This window comes from Spirosoma gilvum (assembly GCF_054776815.1).
In genome coordinates, this window is the sequence record NZ_BAAHBH010000003.1 from 284,740 (window position 1) to 309,635 (window position 24,896).

Annotated in this window: 22 protein-coding genes; 8 read left to right on the forward strand and 14 right to left on the reverse strand. The window is 47.8% G+C overall.

The window, feature by feature from the left end; genetic code table 11:
• Positions 1-67 precede the first annotated feature (67 nt).
• The 3 genes from xseB to pheS form a co-directional block, all read right to left on the reverse strand.
• Entirely contained in the window at positions 68-256 is a 189-nt protein-coding gene (xseB, locus tag ACYVFD_RS09485; protein ID WP_461089690.1) for an exodeoxyribonuclease VII small subunit, read from the reverse strand.
• A 79-nt stretch (positions 257-335) separates the two neighbouring features.
• Complete coding sequence (locus ACYVFD_RS09490; protein ID WP_461089691.1) at positions 336-1,538, reverse strand: exodeoxyribonuclease VII large subunit; 1,203 nt, start codon at positions 1,536-1,538, stop codon at positions 336-338.
• A 119-nt stretch (positions 1,539-1,657) separates the two neighbouring features.
• Entirely contained in the window at positions 1,658-2,701 is a 1,044-nt protein-coding gene (gene pheS / locus ACYVFD_RS09495) for a phenylalanine--tRNA ligase subunit alpha (protein ID WP_461089692.1), read from the reverse strand.
• A gap of 361 nt (positions 2,702-3,062) precedes the next feature.
• Between pheS and ACYVFD_RS09500 the strand changes: the two genes are divergently transcribed.
• Positions 3,063-3,494, forward strand: coding sequence for a LytR/AlgR family response regulator transcription factor (locus ACYVFD_RS09500; RefSeq protein WP_461089693.1), 432 nt, complete (start codon positions 3,063-3,065; stop codon positions 3,492-3,494).
• A gap of 252 nt (positions 3,495-3,746) precedes the next feature.
• Positions 3,747-4,166, forward strand: a complete 420-nt coding sequence (locus ACYVFD_RS09505; protein WP_461089694.1) for a LytR/AlgR family response regulator transcription factor — start codon at positions 3,747-3,749, stop codon at positions 4,164-4,166.
• 188 nt (positions 4,167-4,354) lie between these two features.
• Here ACYVFD_RS09505 and ACYVFD_RS09510 read toward each other — a convergent pair whose 3' ends face one another.
• Complete coding sequence (locus tag ACYVFD_RS09510; protein WP_461089695.1) at positions 4,355-5,026, reverse strand: outer membrane beta-barrel protein; 672 nt, start codon at positions 5,024-5,026, stop codon at positions 4,355-4,357.
• Between the two features lie 229 nt (positions 5,027-5,255).
• Between ACYVFD_RS09510 and radA the strand changes: the two genes are divergently transcribed.
• The 5 genes from radA to xylA all read left to right on the forward strand — a co-directional run bounded on the left by radA (position 5,256) and on the right by xylA (position 13,927).
• Positions 5,256-6,641, forward strand: coding sequence for a DNA repair protein RadA (gene radA / locus ACYVFD_RS09515; protein WP_461089696.1), 1,386 nt, complete (start codon positions 5,256-5,258; stop codon positions 6,639-6,641).
• 252 nt (positions 6,642-6,893) lie between these two features.
• The gene (locus ACYVFD_RS09520; protein ID WP_461089697.1) at positions 6,894-8,507 is read left to right on the forward strand and encodes a GH35 family beta-galactosidase; all 1,614 of its coding nucleotides are present in this window, start codon (positions 6,894-6,896) and stop codon (positions 8,505-8,507) included.
• A gap of 114 nt (positions 8,508-8,621) precedes the next feature.
• Complete coding sequence (locus ACYVFD_RS09525) at positions 8,622-11,543, forward strand: glycosyl hydrolase 115 family protein (protein WP_461089698.1); 2,922 nt, start codon at positions 8,622-8,624, stop codon at positions 11,541-11,543.
• 155 nt (positions 11,544-11,698) lie between these two features.
• Complete coding sequence (locus ACYVFD_RS09530; protein ID WP_461089699.1) at positions 11,699-12,400, forward strand: NUDIX hydrolase; 702 nt, start codon at positions 11,699-11,701, stop codon at positions 12,398-12,400.
• Between the two features lie 195 nt (positions 12,401-12,595).
• Positions 12,596-13,927 carry a xylose isomerase gene (gene xylA, locus ACYVFD_RS09535; RefSeq protein ID WP_461089700.1) on the forward strand — a complete coding sequence of 444 codons (1,332 nt, stop codon included), beginning with the start codon at positions 12,596-12,598 and terminating at the stop codon, positions 13,925-13,927.
• A gap of 233 nt (positions 13,928-14,160) precedes the next feature.
• On the opposite strand, the gene ACYVFD_RS09540 is transcribed toward xylA, so the two are convergent.
• The 4 genes from ACYVFD_RS09540 to apaG all read right to left on the reverse strand — a co-directional run bounded on the left by ACYVFD_RS09540 (position 14,161) and on the right by apaG (position 17,750).
• On the reverse strand, positions 14,161-14,793 hold the full coding sequence (locus ACYVFD_RS09540) for a LysE family translocator (protein WP_461089702.1): 633 nt from the start codon (positions 14,791-14,793) through the stop codon (positions 14,161-14,163).
• Positions 14,794-14,888: 95 nt separating this feature from the next.
• The gene (locus ACYVFD_RS09545; protein ID WP_461089703.1) at positions 14,889-16,256 is read right to left on the reverse strand and encodes a monooxygenase; all 1,368 of its coding nucleotides are present in this window, start codon (positions 16,254-16,256) and stop codon (positions 14,889-14,891) included.
• Positions 16,257-16,492: 236 nt separating this feature from the next.
• Complete coding sequence (locus tag ACYVFD_RS09550) at positions 16,493-17,272, reverse strand: O-methyltransferase (RefSeq protein ID WP_461089704.1); 780 nt, start codon at positions 17,270-17,272, stop codon at positions 16,493-16,495.
• Between the two features lie 91 nt (positions 17,273-17,363).
• Positions 17,364-17,750 carry a Co2+/Mg2+ efflux protein ApaG gene (gene apaG, locus ACYVFD_RS09555; RefSeq protein WP_020594907.1) on the reverse strand — a complete coding sequence of 129 codons (387 nt, stop codon included), beginning with the start codon at positions 17,748-17,750 and terminating at the stop codon, positions 17,364-17,366.
• Positions 17,751-17,896: 146 nt separating this feature from the next.
• Between apaG and ung the strand changes: the two genes are divergently transcribed.
• Positions 17,897-18,562 (forward strand): uracil-DNA glycosylase, encoded by a 666-nt coding sequence (ung, locus tag ACYVFD_RS09560; protein ID WP_461089705.1) that lies wholly within the window; start codon positions 17,897-17,899, stop codon positions 18,560-18,562.
• Between the two features lie 17 nt (positions 18,563-18,579).
• On the opposite strand, the gene ACYVFD_RS09565 is transcribed toward ung, so the two are convergent.
• The 6 genes from ACYVFD_RS09565 to ACYVFD_RS09590 form a co-directional block, all read right to left on the reverse strand.
• On the reverse strand, positions 18,580-19,569 hold the full coding sequence (locus ACYVFD_RS09565) for an N-acetylmuramoyl-L-alanine amidase family protein (RefSeq protein ID WP_461089706.1): 990 nt from the start codon (positions 19,567-19,569) through the stop codon (positions 18,580-18,582).
• A gap of 138 nt (positions 19,570-19,707) precedes the next feature.
• A complete protein-coding gene (gene lepB, locus ACYVFD_RS09570; protein WP_461089707.1) occupies positions 19,708-20,877 on the reverse strand; it encodes a signal peptidase I in 1,170 nt (389 codons plus the stop codon).
• Positions 20,878-21,008: 131 nt separating this feature from the next.
• A complete protein-coding gene (dapB, locus tag ACYVFD_RS09575; RefSeq protein WP_461089708.1) occupies positions 21,009-21,764 on the reverse strand; it encodes a 4-hydroxy-tetrahydrodipicolinate reductase in 756 nt (251 codons plus the stop codon).
• A gap of 2 nt (positions 21,765-21,766) precedes the next feature.
• Positions 21,767-22,597 carry a DUF5683 domain-containing protein gene (locus tag ACYVFD_RS09580; protein WP_461089709.1) on the reverse strand — a complete coding sequence of 277 codons (831 nt, stop codon included), beginning with the start codon at positions 22,595-22,597 and terminating at the stop codon, positions 21,767-21,769.
• Between the two features lie 68 nt (positions 22,598-22,665).
• Positions 22,666-23,580: a ParB/RepB/Spo0J family partition protein gene (locus ACYVFD_RS09585; RefSeq protein WP_461089710.1), complete on the reverse strand. Its 915-nt coding sequence runs from the start codon at positions 23,578-23,580 to the stop codon at positions 22,666-22,668.
• Positions 23,581-23,670: 90 nt separating this feature from the next.
• Complete coding sequence (locus ACYVFD_RS09590) at positions 23,671-24,453, reverse strand: ParA family protein (protein ID WP_461089711.1); 783 nt, start codon at positions 24,451-24,453, stop codon at positions 23,671-23,673.
• Positions 24,454-24,896 lie beyond the last annotated feature (443 nt).

Below are 24,896 nucleotides of genomic sequence, written 5' to 3' on the forward strand. Positions count from 1 at the left end.
TCATTGGGGATAAAATTAGGCAAGGTTTAGCAAAGGTTACATACGACCTTATAATAAAAATCCTAATTTATCGCTTCGGCAACTTTTCGATAACCTCCTGGTACTCCGTTTCTACTGCCCGAAGCCGTTCCTGACAGAATGTGATCAGCTCAGTAGCCATCCGAATCTTGGCGGGTAGTTCATCCAGAGGAACCTGTTCATTCTCAATTTCATCGACCAGCGTCGTCAGTTGGTCGTAAGCATCCTGATAAGTCATTTTTGGGTAGTTTCAGAGTTATAGTGTTATAAAGTTGTAACGTTGCCCGGCTCATTAAAAACGTTACAACTTTATAACACTATAACTCTATAACCTTAATATTTAGCGTTCCGTCACGCATCTGCACCTGAAGGTTTTCGTCTGGCTGAACATAACTAGCCTGCGTAACGATCCGTCCATTCCGAAGTAGAAGGGCATAGCCACGTCGTAATACATTCGACGGGTCGAGGTGTCGTAGGGTGACCGCCTTTTCGGTAAGATCGGTATGGCGCTCCCGAAAGTAGGTCTGTGTCACAAAACGCAATCGTTCCGTTTCCCGGTCCAGGTTTTCCCGAGCCGTCAGCATCGCTTCCCGAGCCACCAGGCGCAGTCGTTCACGAAGCTGTAGACAACTTTCTTCAAATTGCCGGTTATGCTCAATCAGGAAGGCAGCCGCTTTGGTTGGTGTTTTGACACTCTGATGGCAGAGCAAATCCGTGATACTTACATTGCGTTCGTGTCCGATGCCCGCCAAAATAGGTATTTCGAAACCGGCTACTGTCTGGCCCATCAAATAGGTATCGAACGAGCCAAAATCGAGTTGCGAACCTCCTCCCCGAACCATCACAACGCTATCATACGCAATTCCGCTGAGCCGGATACGCTCCAGTTGCCCACATATAGCGCGTTCGGCTCCCTGTCCCTGTACCTGCGTCAGGTATTCGTCCACCACAAAGTCGTACCCAAACGGATTCTGAGCCAGCTCATGCCGGAAATCGCGCCAGCCATCCGAATTAGGAGCCGCAATTAGGGCTATTCGTTGCAGAACGGCAGGTCGTGGCAAAAGTTGATTAGCAGTAATGTAATGCCCGGCTTCGAGCCAGACCAGATCCGGGTGATTTTTGACGAGCGAATCCAGTACGGCCTGTCGTTCCCGTTCGAGATTGCCGAGGGTATACGAGGGATCGATCTTCAAAATCTCCAATCGTAGCCCGTATACAGGGTTGAATGCAACAGATACCAGCAGCAGCAGTTGAATATTCCGGGCAAATGCCACTCCTGTTTCCCGCTCAAAATCGCCAATCGTGTGATAATTCCGGCGCCAGATGCAGGCTTCCAGCTTCGCCACTGTTTCGCGGCTGGCCGAGTCGCGCTCCACCAACGTCAGGAAGCAGTATCCCCGATCGGGGTAATTTTTAATATCGCTGGTTTCGGCCACTACCCACATCGCTTTCTGACCGAAAGCTTCGTCGAGGACAGCTTCGAGCGTAAAGGCCAGATCAGAAAGGCGAATTGGAGACATGATTAAAGAGTGAAAGAGTGAAAGAGTGAAAGAGTGAAAGAGTGAAAGAGAGAGTTTCCGGCATTCCGGCTGGCGTATTTTATTTCGCTCTTTCACTCTTTCATTCTTTCGCTCTTTGTTTATAATCCTTCAAATTGACGGAGGAAACGGACGTCATTTTCGGTATAGAGTCGCAGGTCGTTCACCACGTATTTTAATTGGGTGATGCGTTCGATACCCATGCCGAATGCGAAACCAGTATATTCTTCGGGATCGATACCGCAATTGGCCATTACCTGTGGATCGACCATACCTGAACCGGCTATCTCGACCCATCCCGAATGCTTACAGATATTACAGCCTGTTCCGCCACAAATCTGACACGAAATGTCGATTTCGGCGCTGGGTTCCGTAAACGGGAAATACGATGGCCGAAAACGAATCTGCGTGCCCGGCTCAAACATCTCTTTGACGAAATGATAAAGCGTATCTTTCAGATCTTTAAAACCAACATTCCGGTCGATGTAAATACCTTCGACCTGATGGAACATGCAGTGCGCCCGCGCCGAGATGGTTTCGTTCCGGTAAACACGCCCAGGCATAATGGATCGAAGGGGCGGCTTTTGCCGTTCCATCAGCCGAATCTGTACATTAGACGTATGGGTACGTAGTAATACGTCGGACGAAGTTTCTCCTATGCCCGATTTCTCCACGAAAAACGTGTCCTGCATATCGCGGGCAGGGTGATTGTCGGGGAAGTTTAGCGCACCAAAGTTGTACCAGTCCGTTTCGATTTCGGGGCCGTCGGCTACATTGAATCCAATTCGTTCAAAAATCTGGATGATACGTTGCCGAACCAGGCTAAGCGGATGCTGTGTACCCGTTAGATTGGGAATGGTTGGTAACGTTAGGTCGACTGGAGGGGCGTTGTTGGCGGCTGAACGTTGTTCGTCGATCAATTGACTGAAGGAGTCGAAGCGTTCCTGCGCCAGATTTTTTAGCCCGTTCAACTCTTGTCCAACCGCCCGACGGTCGGCCTGAGGAACGGTTTTCAGGTGTTCAAATAGTTCAGTTATTACCCCTTTGCGACTAATGAATCGCATCCGAAACTGCTCCAGTTGCTCGGGTGAGCTTACAGTATATTGGTCAATCTCCTGATGGAGGTCTCTTACTTTGTCCAGCATAGGTTACTCAGTTAGCTATTCGCTTCTACAAAGGTAGGGAAAACTAAGAAGAGCAGCCGCATTTGGCTACGGTGGTTGTTATGAAATGGGGCGCTTGTCGTCAAATTTGGGCGTTCCCAAGACAAGGAGTATAGAAGGATAACAGGGCGGTTGTTGAGTGAAAGGTAATATGGTCTGATTTATAGTTAATTATAAACTAGTTTTATGGATATACGTAACTTTTAATAAGTAGGACTGATTCTTGTAGACTGATTCGAGAGAGAAGACAGGTTAACCAGTGACGCCGGTACGTAGATTTGATTGGTAAGTTTCTGAATGTCAGCCTCTATATAACCATAATTTAACACCTGATCAAACAGCTATGAATGCATTCGCTAATGACTCACTTTTTGACACAGTGTCCAGAAGCTTCCACAATAGTGTGGAAAAAATTGCCGATACGAATTGCCTACAGAAATTACTCATCCCATTTTATGATCGGAAACGTACAGTCTCTACTGACGAAATAGTAAGACTTGAAGGTTGTGGAAACTATACCAAGTTCTTTCTAAAAGATGGTACCAAAATGCTGGTGTCGCGTACCTTAAAAGAATACGAACTGATGCTCGATGGACAGGCTTTCGTTCGTGTACACAAATCTTGTATCGTTAACCTTGGCTTTGTTCGCAAGTTCTTTGTTAAAAAAGAAGGCGAGCTGGAATTGACTGATGGACAGCAGGTTAAAATTTCACGTCGACGGGCGCAGATGTTTATGGATCGGATTCGGGATTTTCAGCCCGTTGCCTTAGTTTGAGGAGTAAAGGTGGAATTTCCCGATTAATTATAGGGCAAATTCACATACTTACCTCCACGTAGTTTTACGCAATACTCTGAGTACATTCACTCGAATAAAATACGATTTTAGATCGTAATGGTCTGATTAACAACTGGTTGAATTTATTTTTCGACCCTTGTTGATCAGGCCATTTCTTTTTCAGGCGGTAACCATCAGGTAGTTTTGCTTCGTCAGTAACCACTTAGAACACGAACCAAAACACTCTCTATCATGGAAGCCAATTTATTCTCGTCCGCTCAACCGATTTCCGTTGTTCCTCATTTCCCCGCTTCGTATCAGCGTAGTGCGCAACGTATTGCGTTGCCTTATCTGAACCGTACCATTTTTATCTCGGTCGATGATATTCTGTGTCTCCAGGGAGAGGGTAATTATACATTCCTCCACACTCGCGACCGGAAGCGATTCTTAGTGTCAAAAACACTCAAAGAGTTTGAGAAGACATTAGACGCTTCGATGTTCCTTCGTATTCACAAATCATATATCGTCAATCTGGCTTATGTGCAGCGCAACATCTTCAACCGGGATCGTCAGGTTCGGCTGGCTGATGGACGTGAAGTCGCGATTTCCCGTCGGCGTATGAAAGACATTTCGCAGCAACTGGCCCAGTACTGGCAACGGTTGTATAATTAAAAAATCGACAGTCTTCAGCAGTGATAAGTGAATCATTTATCACTGCTGAAGACTGTCGATTCAAAGACTGTACGTATTTAGTGGGTTAATTAAAAAAACAACCGTTGCTGCAAACCCTTCTGGGGCGGACAGCAACGGTTTGTTTTTTTAATAGTCGTTAATGTTTCCAAAGATACGACTATCGACTATTAGATTATTTTGAAAGCTAGCGTGATTTGCCAGGTTTTCATGCCTTGACTGAACTGCGACGAATTGTCTTTAATCTGAGCAATGTCGGTAATATTACCCTGATAGCGGACATCAAGGCCGAAGGAACCAATATCCAGACCACCACCAACCTGATAGCCATAATAGGCCTGCGACCAGGCATCGTTCAGCGTTCCGTTGGTATATTGTTTGACGGCCTGCCCCAACGATTGGTTGTCGTTTATCCGGAAGGAGGCTACCGGCCCGGCTACCACCCGAATAGGCCCACCTTTAATACCAAGCAGCACCGGTACATCGAACGTAGTGGTCTTTACGGTAACTGTCTCCGTCTGGCCATTCCGGATCACGTCGAACGAACCAGCTCGGGTCGAATAGAGAAGCTCGGGTTGTACAAAAAGATTATTACCAATACGTGCATACACACCGAACGACGTTCCCGTTCGGCTGTCCAGACTCGTGTTCAGATTGTTGCGAAAGGTCTGGCCATCCACACTCACACTAGGCGACCCGTTGGTATTGGTTCCAGTCGAAACGAAGTTACCAAAGCTAAGCTTGGAGAGGTTTACCCCTCCTTTAATACCAAATTGAAAGCCCTGCGCAAACACGCATGCGGGCAAAAGAGTCAGTGAAACGAAAAGCAGGATTTTGTTCATAGCTGGTTGTAAAATGGTTGTACTGTCTGATTAACGGAAATCGGTTTATTCCGGTACAAAAAGCCAACTAATTTTGAGTGAATGGCGTTTAAATTAGTAGGCAGTTATCCCTAAAACAGGTGTCAGTTTGTTGCTGATGCGAGTTGGATAAAACGCTGTTGAAAAGGTTTAATCAGCTTCCGCTATCCAACCGCTGATCTCGCCTTATTGTTTACTTTCACCCGAAAAGATGGCCAAGTTAAAAACCACCTATTTCTGTCAGAATTGCGGTCTACAGTCAGCCAAATGGCTCGGACGCTGCCCATCCTGTGGCGAATGGAATACCTTTGTTGAAGAAATTGTACAGAAGGACGAACCCGAAAAAGGTAACTGGCGCAGCCCATCGTCGGGCCCAGGCAGCTTAAAAGTTGCTGCGAAACCGAAAGCTATTCATGCCATTAATTATGAGGAACAACCGCGCGTTCGGACCTCCGATGCTGAACTGAATCGGGTTTTAGGTGGAGGTATTGTGCCGGGGTCGCTGGTGCTGATTGGTGGAGAGCCCGGTATTGGTAAATCGACGCTATTGCTTCAGATTGCCCTCAGTCTGACTGGTATGCGCGTACTCTATGTATCGGGCGAAGAGAGCGAGCAACAGATAAAAATGCGTGCCGAACGACTCGATGCACCCACCAGCGATTGCCATGTGATGTCGGAAACATCGACGCAGAACATCTTTCGAGTGGTCGAGCATTTTGAGCCGGAAATCCTGATCATCGATTCCATTCAGACTATGCAGTCGTCGTTGGTAGAGTCGGGAGCGGGTAGTGTGTCGCAGGTACGCGAGTGTACGGCCGAACTGATGAAGTACGCCAAAGAAAGTGCAGTGCCCGTATTTATGATTGGCCATATTACCAAAGAAGGGTCATTGGCCGGGCCTAAAGTCCTGGAGCACATGGTTGATACGGTGCTAACGTTTGAAGGTGACCGTCATACAACCTACCGGATTCTGCGAACCACCAAAAACCGCTTTGGCAGCACCGATGAACTGGGTATCTACGAAATGCTCGGCACGGGACTTCGCCAGGTAACCAACCCCTCTGAAATCCTGATCTCCCAACGGGATGAAGCCCTAAGTGGTGTAACTATCGGCTCCATGCTGGAGGGTAATCGACCACTGATGATCGAAACCCAGGCTTTGGTCAGTGTCGCTACCTATGGCACTCCTCAACGCAGTAGTACCGGCTTTGATGCCAAACGACTAAATATGCTTCTGGCAGTTCTGGAAAAGCGTGGCGGTTTCCGTCTAGGACAGCAGGATGTCTTTCTGAATATTGCCGGTGGTTTACGTGTTGAAGATCCGGCCATCGATTTGGCGGTTTGTGCAGCCGTAGTCTCAAGCTACGAAGATATTGCCATTCCGCCCTCGGTAGCGTTTGCGGCCGAAGTCGGTTTAGGGGGCGAGGTTCGGGCGGTCAGCCGGATAGAATCACGCATTGCTGAGGCCGAAAAGTTGGGTTTCAAGAAAATCTTTATCTCCAAATACAACATGAAAGGGCTCGACACCAAAGATTATAAGATCAGTGTTAAACCGGTGACTCGTCTGGACGAAGTATTTCAGAGTGTGTTGTTGTAAGATTCAGTTGCTATAAGTTACTCATTTGCCGACAAGGCTCCATCTGGTTTCGGAAATTCAAGTCGATACCTTCTCAAGGACTGGATAGTCGTCAGTCAAATTAGGTGATGGTACGCTATCAATAGAACGCAGATTTTTATGATGATTATGATTTACACTGATCATAATCATCATAAAAATCTGCGTTCTATTGATGTATGCTAATTATACTAATTTTGCATCCTAACTGACTTACCTGAACCTTGTTGATCCATGATTCGCTGTTACTTTATACTGGCTATCGCATTCCTATCACTGTCATTGTATGCGCAGATACCGCATTTGCAAAAGCAAGGCGGAGCTACCCAATTAATTATCAATGGTAAGCCTTTTCTGATGCTGGGCGGTGAGCTGGGTAATTCCAGCGCGTCGGATATGGGGTATATGAAACCAATCTGGCCGAAACTGCAGCAGATGCATGTCAATACGGTACTGACGCCCATCTACTGGGAGTTGCTGGAGCCACAGGAGGGTAAGTTCGATTTTACGCTGGTCGATGAACTGATCATGGACGCTCGGGCTCACCAGATGAAACTCGTACTGTTATGGTTTGGTAGCTGGAAAAACAGCATGTCGTGTTACGTACCGGAATGGGTTAAAACGGATACCAAACGTTTTCCGAGAGCGCAGAACAAAGCGGGGCGGGGGCAGGAAATCCTGACGCCTTTTAGTCAGAACAATCTGGAGGCCGACATTCGGGCGTTTACGGCTCTGTTGCGACATGTACGTCAGATTGACGAGCAGCAACAAACAGTAGTCATGATTCAGGTCGAGAACGAAATTGGTATGCTACCCGATGCCCGTGACCATTCGCCTGCGGCTACGTCTGTGTTTCGTCAACCCGTTCCGAAAACGTTGATGCAACACCTACAGATTGCCCGGAATACGTTAACGCCTGCCGTGCAGAATGCCTGGAAAGCTGGTGGATTCCGAATGGATGGAACCTGGGAGGAAGTATTTGGTAAGAGTCTGGCAACGGACGAAATCTTTATTGCCTGGCATCTGGCACAATATGCCAATCGGGTTACAGAGGCAGGTAAAGCCGTGTATCCGCTACCCATGTTTGTAAATGCAGCCCTCAACCGACCCAACGTAAAACCGGGCGATTACCCCAGCGGTGGCCCATTGCCCCACATCATCGACATCTGGAAAGCAGCAGCTCCGGCCGTCGATTTCCTATCGCCCGACTTTTACAATCCCGATTTCAAGCACTGGAACGACCAGTATAGCCGGAAAGATAATCCATTGTTCATCCCGGAAATTCGGTTCGAGCCAACCGTAGCCGCCAAAGTGTTTTATGCTATCGGGCATTACGATGCGATGGGTTTTTCGCCGTTCTCGATTGAATCAACCGACAAACCGGCTGAGGAACCTATTGCCAGAAGCTATTCGATACTGGAACAACTAACCCCGCTTATTCTGGCGCATCAGGGTAAAGGCGTGATGAACGGAGTGCTGTTTGATAAAAAAACGGCCGTCGATACCATCCGATTGGGCGGCTATACCTTTACCTGTAAGCACGACTATACGCTGGGCTGGTCGCCAAAAGCCAAGGATGATGAATGGCCTACTACGGGCGGACTTATTATTCAGACCGCATCCGATGAGTTTACCGTAGCCGGAACAGGTATCGTACTAACCTGCGTGTCCGACAAACCCGACGCGCCTGTGGCCGGTATCGCCCGAATCGACGAAGGAAAATTTATCGACGGGAAATGGGTGGCCAGACGACGTTTAAATGGCGATCAGGACCATCAGGGGCGGCATATCCGTATTCCTGTAGGTGAGTATGGCATTCAGAAAGTGAAGCTCTATCGTTATAACTAACCAAACAGGCGCTTTTAGGTGCTACCGAAAGGTACTAGTACAAATTTTAATCATAGGTTAACGTAAGACACCCTCCTGTCAGTTGGCAGGAGGGAGGTTTTAATTCGGTTTCTTATGCGGATCATTTACTTCATCCTCCTCATTGCCTGTCAGCTTCCCCTAACCACGCAGGCTATCGACACCAATGCGTATGTGAGTAACCAGAACGGAACGGGCCGTTTTGCATTGGTTGCCAACGGAAAGGCAACACCTTTCATGGCCAGTACGGCTGAATATCCGGGTGTCGTTCGGGCTTTAAAAAACCTACAAGCCGATATAAAACAGGTAACCGAAGTTCTGCCGGTACTGAAGAATGACAAAGACTCGTATGCCAACGAGATCGTTCTGGTTGGTACGTTAGGAAAAAGCCCCCTCATCGACCGACTCGTTCAGACGAAGAAACTGGATGTGACGGCTATCACGGGCAAATGGGAAACATTCCTGACGCAGATTGTTGATAACCCAACACCAGGTGTTGATCGGGCTTTGGTGATTGCCGGAAGTGATAAGCGCGGGACGATTTACGGCCTTTATGACCTGTCGGCTCAAATCGGTGTATCGCCCTGGAACTGGTGGGCCGATGTACCAGTAAGTCCGCAGTCGTCACTTTATGTTCTGCCAGGACGACACAGCCAGGGAACGCCGGCCGTTAAGTACCGGGGGATTTTCATCAACGACGAAGCACCGGCTCTGTCAGGTTGGGCAAAAGAAAAATTCGGCGGGTTCAACCACAAGTTCTACGAGAAAGTCTTCGAATTAATACTCCGGCTGAAAGGCAATTACCTCTGGCCTGCCATGTGGGGAAGTGCTTTTTACGACGACGATAACCTGAATCCGTATCTGGCCGACGAGTACGGTGTCGTGATTGGGACTACGCACCACGAACCGCTCATGCGGGCTCACGACGAGTGGCGACGCTATGGAAAAGGTCCCTGGAATTATCAGAAAAATGAGGCCGCATTGAAGAGTTTCTGGAAAGAAGGTATCCGACGCATGGGGATGAATGAAAGCATCGTTTCCGTTGGCATGCGGGGCGATGGCGATGAGCCTATGAGTCAGGAAAGTAATATTGCCCTGCTGGAGCGAATTGTGGCCGATCAGCGCAAAATCATTGGCGACGTCACGCATAAAGATCCTTCAGAAACCCCGCAGCTTTGGGCCCTATACAAAGAAGTACAGGACTATTATGACAGAGGCATGCGGGTTCCCGATGATATAACGCTGCTGCTCTGCGACGATAACTGGGGAAATATCCGCAAGCTGCCCGCTATAGGTTCACCCAAACGAGTTGGGGGATATGGCATCTACTACCACTTCGATTACGTGGGTGGACCACGGAACTACAAGTGGCTGAACACCAGTCCGATTGCCCGTACCTGGGAACAAATGCACCTGGCGTATGGCCATGGCGTTGATCGTATCTGGATCGTGAACGTCGGTGATATTAAGCCGATGGAATTCCCGATTGAGTTTTTTCTGGATTATGCCTGGGCACCTGATCGATGGCCTGCCGAGCGGCTGGATGCCTATGCGTCGCTATGGGCCGAGCGTCAGTTTGGGCAAAAACACGCCCGGGCCATTGGCCGTATCCTTCAGAAATACACCAGCTACAACAGTCGCCGAAAACCTGAGCTACTCTCGCCCGATACATATAGCCTTAACCACTATCGCGAAGCGGAAACTGTGGTGAACGAATATAACGCATTGCTTCGGGAAGCTGAGCAGATTTACAGTGACCTGCCAGCCGCCTATCACGATGCCTATTATCAGCTTGTATTACATCCGGTACGGGCCTGTGCCAACCTGAATGAACTCTACGTAACCGTTGCCAAAAATCGCCAGTATGCTACGCAGCGGAGAGCCATGACGAATAAACTGGCACAACGGGCTGCCGAATTGTTTGAGCGTGATGCCCAAATTACGCGTTATTACAACGATACATTGACGAATGGCAAATGGCACCACCTGATGGACCAGACACACATTGGTTATACCTATTGGCAACAACCCGACAAAAATGCAATGCCTGAGGTAAAGACGATCGATGAACCAACAGCGGAGGAAATGGGCGTGGCCATCGAAGGGTCGGACGATTGGTGGCCTTCGGCAACGGCCAAACCAGTACTGCCCGTTATCAATTCATATCAGAACCAATCGGTTTATTTTGAGGTGTTCAACCGGGGGAAAACGCCGTTTACGTGTACCATCGAATCATCCGTTCCCTGGCTGAAAGTCCTTTCAGGAGCCCGCATAACAGACCAGGAGCGCGTGGCTGTCAGTGTTTTGGATTGGAAGAAAGTGCCCATCGGTATACACCGGATTCCGATTACGGTCAGCGGGTTTAACGGCAGTCAGGTCATTGTGATTGATGCCGTTGTTCAAAACCTTGTATGGCCGAAACGTAGCGAAATGGATGGTTTTCTGGAAAGCGATGGCTATGTATCGATGGAGGCTGCACATTATACCAAAGCGATTCATACGGATTCGATTCGGTGGGAGATTGTACCGGATATTGGCCGTATGGGAACAGGCATGATAATTTCGCCAGTTACTGCACCCGGTCAGGCTGAGCTTACGACAAAAAGCCCACATCTGGAATACCGCATCTATGCCGCCGATACGGGCACCGTGAAGGTCCATACGTATCTGTCGCCTACACTTAATTTCAACGAGAACAAAGGATTACGGTTCGCGATCTCCTTCGATGATGAGAAGCCACAAGTCATTGATATGCACGCAGGAGAGACGACCAAAGGCTGGGAGAAATCTGTAGCCAATAATATCCGTATTCTGACATCGCAGCATACCCTTGCCAAACCCGGCGAACACATACTGAAATTCTGGATGGTAGATCCGGCAGTGGTGCTCCAGAAACTCGTAGTTGACTTTGGCGGTTTAAAGCCAAGTTACCTCGGTCCACCCGAAAGCTTTTACCGACCGCTTGAAACCTCTGTTGAGATCGGAAAAGAATTTAAACTCAAACGGCCCCTAGATTGAGGCCAGATAGAACACCGATGATTATGATCAACGCAGATCTTAACAAATCATAATCATCATAATGATCTGTGTTCTATTTGTTCTGAAGAAAGCCGCTAAAATTCCGTAGTTTGCGGCTTGAACGACCTTCCCACTCGTATCGCACAGCATTGTCGATGGTAGACCAATATAAACAGCAGCAACCTTATTTACTGGCTTTAGACTCAATTATTTTCGGTTTCGATGGGGAAGGCTTAAAGGTGTTGCTGGTAAAACGGGGCATTGAAGGCAATACATGGTCGCTGATGGGTGGCTGGCTTCAACCTACCGAAAGTCTGGAGCAGGCTGCTGCTCGTATTCTGTTTGAGCTTACTGGCCTTACCGACGTTTATCTCGAACAACTGCATGCCTTCGGCGATCCGTACCGCGATCCCATCGTTCGAACAATTTCTGTTGCCTATTTTTCGCTGGTCAAAGTAGCCGATTACGAAACCAACCTCTCCGAAGCGTTTCAGGCCCGTTGGTTTTCGATTTACGACCTGCCTTTTCTACTGTTCGATCATGCCGAGATGGTTGATCTGGCCATCAAGCGATTACGATATAAAGCGGCCCAGCATCCAATTGGCTTTGAGCTGCTTCCTGAAAAATTTACCATCCCTCAGCTAAAGAAGCTCTACGATGCGATCTACAACACGGATTTCGATAAGCGGAATTTCAGCCGGAAGATTCTTTCAACGGGGTTGCTCATCAAATTAGACGAGAAGCAGAAGGGGTTCTCGAAAAAGGGAGCGTACTACTATCAGGTCGATGCGGCCAAGTACAGCCAGCTAACCAATTCCTTTCTAAACTTCATTCCGAATACGGATACCATTCTGTAAACGTTTGCTTTATAGAACAAAGTAAATAGTACGGCCCCGATGAGGTCATACTATTTACTTGAATGGTAATCGACCATCTCTGTGTAAAAGAAAACTCACACATTTTTTTAATTGTCACTTTGACAATTAAAAATAAAGCGTCAACTTTACACTATAGAAATTGCTGAAACATTAACGCTTAACCAATTTCAAAACATGTCAAATATCACGCTTGGCGATAAGGAGTTTTTCAAAGGTATCGGTGCGATTGCCTATGAAGGCCCTAAATCCAAAAATCCGTTAGCCTTTAAATGGTATAACCCCGAGTTGATCATAAACGGTAAATCGTTACGCGAGCAGTTGCGTTTTGCGATTAGCTACTGGCATACCTTCTGTGGAACGGGTGGTGACCCCTTTGGCCCTGGTACGCGTATCTTCCCCTGGGATCAGGATAGCGATGCAAACGTTCGGGCTAAGCTCAAAATGGATGCGGCTTTTGAATTTTTCACCAAAATTGGTGCTCCGTATTATTGCTTCCACGATATTGATCTGGTCGATGAAGGCTCGTCGGCGGCCGAATATGAGAGTCGCCTGCAAGCCATCGTTGACTACGGCAAGCAGAAACAAGCCGCCAGTGGTGTAAAACTGCTGTGGGGAACTGCCAATGTGTTCTCGAATCCTCGTTACATGAATGGTGCTTCGACGAACCCTGATTTTGCCGTATTGGCTTATGCCGGTACGCAGGTGAAAAACGCCATTGATGCGACCATTGCTCTGGGTGGTGAGAATTACGTATTCTGGGGTGGTCGCGAGGGCTACATGTCGTTGCTGAACACCAATATGAAGCGGGAAGTGGAGCACCTGGCCCGATTCCTGACCATCGCCCGTGATTACGCCCGGAAACAAGGTTTCAAAGGGACCTTCTTCATCGAGCCGAAACCCATGGAGCCAACTAAGCACCAGTACGATTACGATGCAGCTACGGTAATTGGTTTCCTGCGCCAGTATGGACTTGATAAAGATTTCCAACTGAACATCGAAGTCAACCATGCAACGCTGGCGGGCCATACCTTCGACCACGAATTACAGGTAGCTGCCGATGCGGGCATGCTGGGTAGTATCGATGCTAACCGGGGTGATTATCAGAATGGCTGGGATACGGATCAGTTCCCAATTAATGTTTATGAACTTGTTGAGGCTGCATTAGTGATACAACAGGCAGGAGGTATCAAGCCCGGCGGTATCAATTTCGATGCGAAAGTTCGTCGGAACTCGACTGATGTTGACGACCTGTTCATCGCGCACATCAGTGGTATGGATGCCTTTGCACGTGCCTTTATCGTTGCCGATGCCATTTTGAAAGAGTCCGACTACCTCAAATTCCGAACCGAGCGGTATGCATCATTCGATAATGGTCAGGGTAAAGCCTTTGAAGACGGTACACTGACATTGGAAGATCTGCGTGCGTACACATTGGAGAACGGAGAACCACAGATGCGGAGTGGTAAGCAGGAATGGCTTGAAAGCATTATCAATCAATACATCTAATTCTGTAAGAGATAGAGTATTTTATACAGCCTGAAAGCAGTAAACTTTCAGGCTGTTTTTATTAAGGAAACTGTTAAACTTTCCCTTTTACAGAAAAATTAGATGTGAGTTTGTCATTCCGACCGTAGGGAGGAATCTCAACGTGCCCATAAGGTAAACTTGATATTCCTCCCTACGGTCGGAATGACAAACTCACGCCAATTATTGATCGAACAATAAACGTTTAGCCTGTATTACTTGGCCTGTTCCAGCGTGAGTTTAAGACCCAGTAAGATAAAAACGCTACCCGTAGCTTTGGCAAACCAGTATTGAATCGTTGGACTTTCTTTCAGCCGGTAACTCAAACCAGACGAAAACAGGGCCAACAAAATGCACCAGATGGTTCCGGTCAGTGTGAAGGTTAGGCCCAGTAGCAGGAAAGGAAGTGGCTCATGGCTGTATTCTTTCTGAACAAACTGAGGCAGGAATGCCAGGAAGAATAGGGCAACCTTCGGGTTCAGCATGTTGGTCAACGCGCCCGAAATAAACAGTTTGCCTGTACTACTGGCCTTGTCTGTAGATTGAATGATTAAGGTAGCCTCTTTGGTAAGCAACATCCTAAGCCCCAGGTAGACCAGATACGCAGCGCCTGCATACTTGACGATGTCGAAGGCCAGTTGTGACTCGGCAATAATGGCCGATAGGCCAAAAGCAGCCAGGCAGCTATGGAAAAAACACCCGGCCGAAATCCCCAGCGCCGAATAAATACCTGCCTGCTTTCCCTGTGATAGACTTCTCCCCAGTATGTATAATGTATCCGAACCGGGTGTGATGTTCAATAAAATCCCTGTTAGCAGAAAAGCCAGATAATTGTCGATACCGAACATAATCTAATTAATGATTAAACCCAGAGGCACAGAGAGCACAGAGTTTTAAATTCATTTTCTCTGTGTTCTCTGTGCCTCTGGGTTTAATAAAATTCTTATTGATCTTCGTAGTAATAGCCGAAGATAATCCCCATTTCATCCTCACTTGTCAGGCCGAAGCTCACATCTTTGGCTGTCGTATTCGTATACGTGATTTCCGAGGTTAGTCCTTCGCCCTTCTTGAGTGCGATCGGCGTAGCATACGTAATGATGTCAGGGTGTTCCCAGTCGGTCGATGTAAACACCACTTCACCATCGCGGGTACCCCCTTTGATTTTGATCACGAACTTGGTTCCCAGCTTGTGCATGTGTGAGGTAAGTGTCAGGACCTTGCGTGGTTTGTCGAACGTAAATGACTTGCTCAGCGTAACGGTTTTTCCGGTCGGGATCGTCAGATTCGTATTGCTCAGGTTCAGCGTTTGCACCACATTAACCACTTTCGATTTATCAATCGTGTAGAAGTTGATCTGCGCTTCACCTTTCATGACCGACGTTGTTTTATTGACGAAGTGCGAGTTGAGATCGAGCGAAGCATTGGCGGGAATGAGTAGAGCCGCCCCCTCAGGAAAGACGTAGTTCTGATATTGCGCCTGTGAACCAGCCAGATAAACATGATTCGACATACTCAGGGCCGTAACGACGTTGAGCGAGTTATCTGGATTCCGCAGGTCACGGATGTCGTTTAGGTTGGGTAGGAGACTTTTATTCGAAAAATCATAGGCGACGAAATGGTGGCTTCCATTCCGCATCTTGGTTTCGTACCGATTTACATAAATATCGGTCGTATTGCCTACCATCCGACGGGTAAATAGCTCCCGTTCAAAATTCGGCTGTATGTCAAACTGGGGGACGGCCATTTGATAGCCGGTTCCAGAGGCAGGCACTGATAGCGATTCGTAAGGGGTAATAGTTACGGTATTATCGGCCAATAGCGTTGCATCAACGACGGTACCGGTTTTCGGAGCGCCTGATTCAATCCATCGTCGAATAAATTCTATCTGCCCATCAGGCAGCGTATTCCCGCCCAGGGGCATTGAATTGCCGTACGACTTGCCAGAGTGGTGACTTGCCGATATGTTCAGTTTATGGTATAGCAGACTTTCCAGCGACGCATAGGCTTTCACTCGCTTCAGCCCATCGGCTTTGGCATTCGTATTTTTCGGATCAACACCTACCAGATTCGCATAGGCAACCCCTTCAGCTAGTACTAGACCATGCTGAATGAACGTCGCATCTTTCTCCGAAGCGTGACAACCCGATAGTGCGCAGGATGGGGTGAAAATTTTCTGTTGAATCAGATCAAAGGAAGCTGTTTCGGTAGGGTTAGGTGAGTCGGTGGTCGTTTTGCTGCACGACACCAGGTTCAGCAGAATTGCCGACACTCCCACGCAAAGGCTTAAGCGGGTACAAGTCAGGAAGTTCATAGTCCGTTTCAGGCCAAAAAAGCCCTTCGAAAGATAACGTTAATTCTGGACTTTTCTGTTAAAGAACCTGTTTGAACTTTCTAACTTTCTGTATAGCTGGATCGGTTTTTTGTCATTCCGACGCAGGAGGAATCTCAAGCTTGATTAATATGAAACTTGAGATTCCTCCTGCGTCGGAATGACAAAAAAAGAGTCTTACATGTTCTACAAAACGAAAAGTTTAAACTGGCTTACAGTTAAAAGCGAAGGATGAAATCCTGTTTCGGCTGTTCTTTTCGAAAAAAAACCAGACCGATCCAGAACAGATCGATGGTTACACTGACGGCCGGATGCGCCTTAATGTACGCCCAGGCCTGTTCCATCTCATCGGACCAGTGGATGTCGTCGAAAACAAAAACCGTATCGTTATGAATGTTGGTCAGGCAGGTTTCGAAGTAGCGAACGGTTGGCTCGTAGCGGTGGTTCGCATCAAAAAACGCTAAATCAATCGGTTTACTGGCCGCGATTTGAGGAACCAGTAGCTCATCCAGATTACCAATAGCCAGCGTTACATGTTGGATACCTAGCTTCTCGAAATTCTGCCGAGCAATGGCTGCCGTTTCCGGGCAACCTTCAAACGTGAGAACGTTTCCCGAAAATGGCCGGGTGGCTTCGGCCAGATAAGCCGTTGTGAGACCAAGCGATGTACCGAGATCAATAATCGTTTTCGCTTCAAACCGACGAATCAGTCGGTACAAGAGTCGGCCGAAGCGGGCTGATTTTTGTGAGTGTCGGGTAATATCACCAATCGTACGCTGCCGGGATGCATTTACTTTGGAGCCCGCGCCAAAGTCCGTAATGGTGATCAACTGGCGACTTTTTCGAAGTTCTTTTCGGAGCTTTTGGATGGGAGTAAAGACAGCTTTCGAGCCATTTGGGGCCCGAATGACTTGTGTGTACAGCGAAAAGAGAAACGGGGAATGCAGCGAATGTTCGTCGCGGGCGCGACTCAGGTAACGAAAATAAGGAAGCAACATAAGGAATGGATAATGTAGAATGTAAAATGAATGATGAGGGAGTCTGACCACCGCTCATTCACTTCCATTATCCATTATGCATTTTTCATTATTAATTCAATTTATAAGGCACGACCATCGTAAACTCGGGAATGTTTACGCGCAATTGTTTGCCGTCGATGATTCGTTCGATCAGGTAGGTACCCGACATTTTGCCGATACTTGACCGAAGGTTACAGCCCGACACATATTCGTGGACTTCGCCCGGTTCCAGTACGGGTTGCAGGCCAACGACTCCTTCGCCTTCGACCTCCCGGATCGTCCCGTTTGAATCGAAAATCAACCAGTGCCGACGAAGCAACTGGATGGTATAGTCGCTGGCATTTTCTATCGTGATTCGGTAGGTGAATACATAATGTGCCTGAAGCGGACTGGAATAGTCGGCCTGGTACTCTGTTTTCACGCTAACTTTTACGCCTTCTGTGACTGACGAAACCATAAATTTAGTATCGTTTGCAACCTAAGAACGAAAATTAAGTTGATTAGTTTTGTTACGCAAGACTGTTCCCGAAAAAATTTCAAAGAGTGTCTTTGCGCCTGGTATAGGCCTATAATGCCAAATAACTCTTATCAGTTCCGTTATCCATGAATGTATCTATCGCTGAATCGTGGAAAGCCCGACTACAGCCCGAATTCGACAAACCTTATTTCGCTGAACTAACTGAGTTTCTGCGCCATGAATACAGTACACAGCGTGTGTACCCACCAGGTCGGCTGATTTTCAATGCGTTTGACAAATGCAGCTTCGACGATGCACGGGTAGTGATCCTGGGTCAGGACCCTTATCATGGTGCGGGGCAGGCGAATGGACTGGCATTTTCGGTAGCCGATGGAATTCCCAAGCCACCTTCGCTAATCAATATCTTCAAAGAAATTCAGGATGACCTCGGCAAACCCATTCCGAAGTCGGGTAACCTCGAACGCTGGGCGCGCCAAGGCGTTATGCTACTGAACGCGACCCTGACGGTTCGGGCCGGACAGGCAGGGTCCCATCAGGGGAAAGGCTGGGAAACATTTACCGATGCCGTCATCAAACTGCTTTCGACTGAGAAAAAGCACATCGTGTTTATGCTTTGGGGGGCTTATGCACAGAAAAAAGGCGCGGTGATTGATAGCAAAAAGCACCTGGTCCTGAAAGCCAAGCATCCATCGCCAATGGCCGCTAACTATGGTGGCTGGTTCGGTAATAAGCACTTTAGTCAGGCAAATGCCTACCTGGAAAGTAAAGGCTTAGCCCCAATAGAGTGGTAGAAGTGGGATTAAACACATTATCTCGTTTTATAATCCGTTTGTAATCCGGTGCAAATCCAGTTGGCGAGGGCCTGTCGGTTATCGGCTAGCAGGAAACGTCGCTGGTCTTTGTCGTTGCGGATGTTCCCTAGTTCGATGAAGACGGTGGGCGGATGGCTGTTCCGAACGACGTACAAGCTGCTTCGGTCCGACACGGTTCCCAGATAATTGCGATTGGGCTGACTGCGTTTGTAGCCCAATTTGAAACTTTTATGAATGTGTTTGGCCAGTCGCTTACCGACTTTGCTATTCTCGTGATGGTAAAAAAATACATCGATGTTCTGGCCTTCGCTCCGGCTATCGACATGGATGGTAACAAAACGTTGGTACACTTCTTTATGCTTTCGGTGGAGTCGGTTTACTGCATCCGTACACTGGCGAAGCCGTAGTGTCTGGTTTAATGGAATAGCCTGATTGGGGTAGGTGACTTCATCGTGGTCCAGTTTGAGTACACTTTCGTTTCGTATGCCATCATTAGGGTCTCGAATGATCATGTAGACCGTTGCACCATGTTCCATCAGATTGCGAGCGAGCCGGATGGTTACGTCATAGGCGTATTCGTCTTCGGCCAGCGCGTACTTTCCATAATGACCAATGGCCCCTGGATCAGGGCCGCCGTGTCCTGAGGCCAGGTAATAGACGGCCCCGCCTAGTTTTTGGTCTTTAACCGCTACTCGGGCATAGTTAGCGCCTAATAATGCCATTGAAGCCACAGCGGCAGCCTTGTTCTCAGGTATGGATACCTTCGTGGCCGATTTATGACTGACCGATCGGATTTTGGCCGAACTAGTCCGTTTGACCGACTTTATCGACGGTCGTTTCTTGACGGAACGAACCCGGTGTGCAGCCGATTTTTCTTTCCCTTTTGCCAACGCCAATCGACCACTTCCCTGAATAAGCAGTAAAGCCAGTAAAATCAACAGCCTTATCTGTCCATATGTATTCAGTTTGGGTAGCGACTTAATCATGCTTCAGGGATAAAATGGTTTCAATTTCGGACTTAAAACGGGCGAATGAGTCACCAAATTGCATTTATGATAAACCCCCGACTTTGCGGCTCTCTGCACAAAGTCGGGGGTTGACCGAGTAGCTTATTGGTTCGTTCGCTAATCAATCGTTCGGAATAGCCGGTTCCAGCGGATTTTGTTCCAGATATTGGCTGGATTTGGATCGAGTGACATCCAGACGAATACGGCTTTCCCAACAATATGGTCTTCGGGAACAAAGCCCCAGAACCGTGAGTCGAGCGAGTTGTCGCGGTTATCGCCCATCATGAAATAGTAATCCTGTTTGAAGGTATACGACTTGATCTGTTGACCGGCAATTTTGATGCCTGCCGAATCCAACTCAACCTTTTCATTTCCATCATACAGCTGAATAACAGGACCATACAACGCGATTGTTTGTGGATTGATCTGGATGGTAGCCCCTTTTTTCGGAACCGTAATAGGGCCAAAATTGTCATGGTTCCACTTGAAAGTCGGCGCTCCGTAAATCATCGGAGCGGCTTCACCCGGTTTTTCAGCCATCGGTTCAATGCCTTTTACCCAATCGAACGCTTTGAATTTGGCAATCACCTCTTCCGTCGTATTCACGCTGTAACCAACCAGTTTCGACGTTTTGGTCGAATCGTCATATTGTTCCAGTGGCTTCCAGTTTTCGGTAGGTTGGTTCGGATCGCGGTAGTCATTCACGATGTCGTACTTACGAAAGAAGGTAGCATCGAGCACTTCAGCTGTTTTGATGAAATATTTCTGCTCCGAACGGGGAGGTTTCGGGAAGGGTTTGCCATTGACAATCACGTCCCGCATCTTTACTTCAATCACATCGCCCGGAATCCCGATGCACCGCTTGATGTAGTTGGTTTTCAAATCGACCGGATAATCGATGTTGTCGTTGAGGTACTTAGGCGGTACGTTAAACACCACCACATCCCCATTTTTGACGTGCGTAAAACCCGGCAACCGGTAGGAGGGAAGCTGAATGAGCGTACTGTATGACGGAATATCGGTTCCCCAGATTTTCTGGTGCGTCAGAGGCACTTGCAACGGTGTCCGTGGAGTTCGAGTGCCATAATGTAACTTGCTGACAAACAGGAAGTCGCCTACCATCAGGCTGTTTTCCATCGAAGGGGTTGGAATGGTAAAGGCTTCCATGAACAGCCACCGAATGAGCGTAGCCGCTACAACGGCGAATAAGACGGAATCAAACCACTCCCGAATGGGCGATTTCTTGGCTTTAGCCGGTGCTTCGGCCTTGGTTTTAACTTCAGACACGTTCAATAATGATGACCGGATCGCCGGTCCGATTATAAATGATAAATGATGAATGTCGAATTTGTGGGTATGCTACTATGAATAATAACTAACGAAATTACGAAGATGAAACGATTTTATTTCATCATTCATCATCGCTCCGGCGACCCGGTCATCATTCCTAACAGATCGTCCATACCAAATATACCCTCGCGCCCGACCAGCCACTCGGCAGCGACGACAGCGCCCAGCGCGAAACCTTGCCGGCTGTGGGCTATATGCTTAATATCGATCCGATCTACGTCCGATTCGTAGCGGACAATGTGCGTTCCGGGTACCGTTCCTTCGCGAAGCGACTTAATTTCAATGTCGTCTTCACCGACAATAGCGGGCTCTTTATCCGGTTCGTTGACTACCCAGCGGTGTTTGTGTGGTAACTGTTCAAGGACACCTTCGGCTAAGGTAATAGCGGTGCCGCTTGGCGCATCTTTCTTTTCTGTATGGTGAATTTCGGTCATCGACACATGGTACGATGGGTAATTCCGCATAAACTGAGCCAGGATTTTATTCAACCGGAAAAACAGGTTGACGCCAATGCTGTAGTTTGATGCATAGAAGAAAGCGCCTTTATTTTCGCGGCACAAGGCTTCGATTTCAGTGCGATGGCTCAGCCAGCCCGTTGTACCGCATACGACTGGCCAACCCCGTTTCAGGCAGTAGGATATATTGTCGACGGCCGATTCGGGCGAGCTAAATTCAATGACCACATCGACATCGTCGGGTTCCAGATTCGCCAAATCGGCGTGATTATCAGCATCGATACGGCCTGCAATCTGGTGACCCCGGTCGAGTGCAATTTGCTCGATAGTCTTGCCCATTTTGCCATAGCCAAGCAGAAGTATGTTCATAATTATTTAAACGTAAATGCTACCCGAACACCTGGTACTACGCCAACACCGGGCGCAGGTAGCACACTGGGTTCGACGTTCATCGAAATGTCGTCGGATAAATCAAAGGTTTTCAAGTGGGCCGCTACATTGGCTTCAACAATCGAAATGGCATAAAGTGCCACAGATAATAAAACATTTAAGTCCCGGTAGCGCCGGTAGGTATCATACGCATTTTTAGCCCCCGTTGATGTATAGTACTTATAGGGGCCAATGACGACAAACTCAGGTGGTGTAGAAACTGCCTTGACCGAGATAGGATCTCCAATCAGATTGGACGGGTATAGAGTAGGATTAAGCTCAACCTTATAAGCGCCAGTTACTACATCGCCAAATAAGAGTCGTTTATACCCGATTGCCGCTTCCTGAGCCAGGCCCCGGTATTTAACAAACAAGTAGCCCATGACCGCGTAACCCGCATACACAAAGGGCATCTTGTAATATTGCCGATTATACGCCTGCCCCAACGCCAGTATCGGAACGAGCGCCCGCGTGGTGGCTTTTCTGGGTACAATTTTGTGAATGTTCTGCTCCTGTTTTGCCGTTAAACGAACCGTGTCGGGACGATCCAGCGACGTTGAATCATTTTCAGGAGTTAGGATTGATGTGCCTACGCGAATTCCATTTCGGCGGATGGTTGTCGGAATGGAGTCGGAAGCTGAGCGGAGTTGCCGGGTCGAATCGGTTGGGGGTGGTGTAGGAGCAGGGTTAATGGCTGGGCGTTGGGCAAAGAGCGATCCGGCTGTTAAAATGACTAACAGCACAATACTGCATGAAGTTGATAATGAATTCATACATAGACAACGCCCGAGCCCATGCCTGTGGGCTCGCCGGTCCACCCGTTTAAGGTAATTTAACACGATTAGGCCTGCGAGTTCAGCACTTCCAGGATTTTGGCTAGCTCTTCCTGCGAGGTGAACGGAATTTTGATTTCCCCCTTATGCTTTTCATCGGCTTTGATCGACACGCGGGTACCAAACAGCGAAGACAGTTTGAACTGAAGGCTGCGGATTTCCTGCTTGGGTAGGGTTATCCGCCGATTCTTAGCTGTTTCCTCAATGCCGTCGGCTAAATTCCGAACCGCTTCTTCAACCTTCCGTACCGACCATTCTTCTTCAACAACTTTGGTAAAAAGCCGGATTTGTGTGTCGGGGTTCTCGATGTTGATGATGGCCCGTGCGTGACCCATCGAAATCCTGTTGTCGCGGAGAGACGCCTGGATAATAGGAGGCAGCTTCAGTAACCGAATGTAATTGTTGACCGTTGTCCGGTTTTTACCAACCCGCTCGCCCAGTTCTTCCTGCTTCAGACTACACTCGGTGATAAGCCGTTGATAGCTTAGTGCAATTTCTATGGCGTTGAGGTTTTCACGCTGTATGTTTTCGATGAGGGCCATTTCCAGCATTTGCTGGTCGTTGGCGGTACGAACATACGCAGGTATATGCGTGAACCCTGCTATTTTGGACGCCTGCAAACGGCGTTCACCAGCAATAAGTTGATACCGATCTTTGCCTAGTTGCCGAACGGTAATGGGTTGAATAATGCCCTGAGTCCGAATCGAATCGGCAAGCTCCTGAAGAGCTTCTTCATCAAAGCGGGTACGCGGTTGAAAGGGGTTTGTCTCAATCTGCGACAGACCGATTTCGGTCATCGTACTAATGGATTCGTACGGTGACGGTTTCGACTGTCGATTGACCGATTCTGTATCGTGCAACAAGGCACCTAAGCCGCGGCCCAATCCTATCATCTTCTTATTCGGTGCTTTGGTGTTATCCATGCGTAAAGATGTATGATATAAGATGTATGATATAGGATGTATGACCACTAATCAGCAATCATACTGTATACATCATACATCATACATGTTTTAAGCTTCTTGTGGCATCATGCCATTTTTAATCAGAATTTCGCGAGCCAGATTCAGATAACTAACGGCTCCTTTGCTGTCGGCATCCTGGGCTAGGGCCGGGACACCAAAACTGGGCGATTCGCTCAACCGAATATTGCGCGGAATGATGGTATTGAATACCATCTGCTGGAAATGGCTCGTTACCTCACTCACGACCTGATTCGACAGCCGAACCCGTAAGTCATACATCGTTAACAGAATACCTTCAATAGACAGGTGCGTGTTCAGTCGAGATTGGATGATCTTGATTGTATTCAGCAATTTGCCTAATCCTTCGAGCGCAAAATATTCACACTGAACCGGAATAATAACCGAGTCAGCAGCCGTTAAACTGTTGATGGTAATCAACCCGAGCGAAGGCGAACAGTCAATGATTATGAAGTCGTACTCATCGCGTAGGCTACCGAGTGCTTCCTTCATCTTATCCTCCCGATTCTGGAGGTTAATCATTTCGATTTCAGCACCAACGAGGTCTATGTGAGAAGGCAGCAAATCCAGATTCGGGAAATCCGTCTGGATAATAGCATCCTGTGGTCGAACACCTTCGACCATACACTCGTAAATGCTGTTTTCGATTTCCTTCGGATTGTAACCCAGCCCTGACGTGGAGTTCGCCTGAGGATCTGCATCAACAATGAGCGTCTGAAATTCGAGGGCGGCCAAACTGGCGGCCAAATTTATCGTTGTTGTAGTTTTACCGACGCCACCCTTTTGGTTGGCGATAGCAATGACTTTACCCATGGGTCTGTACGTTGCAGGTCCAAAGATGCCGGATAGTTTTCACGAAAGCAAGAAATGTTCCACGGAATGTTCCACAAAATTTTATTGGGTTCACCTTACTTCCCATGGGAAAAATGGAAACTGGTGAGTTCCAGTTATATCTGTTTTATCGGACTCCTATTAGGGCTTGTTAAAATGCTATTCCAGGCTTCAGGCTTAGTTACAGGGTCATCTCTTATGATGATTGTAAAGATCTGCGTTGGATAACCTACCTCTATACAAACAGGACTCTATCAAGACTTAAATTGCCGAGTTGCTTTTATCTGGCACATATGTTGCTAATAGCGCGGGCCGGTTACCGTTTTTGGGGTATGATTACTATCGTGTTTTTGATTATAAATAAAGGTATTATTATATGTATTCATATATTTTAACTATTTAAGTGTATACAAAAATGGCATGTT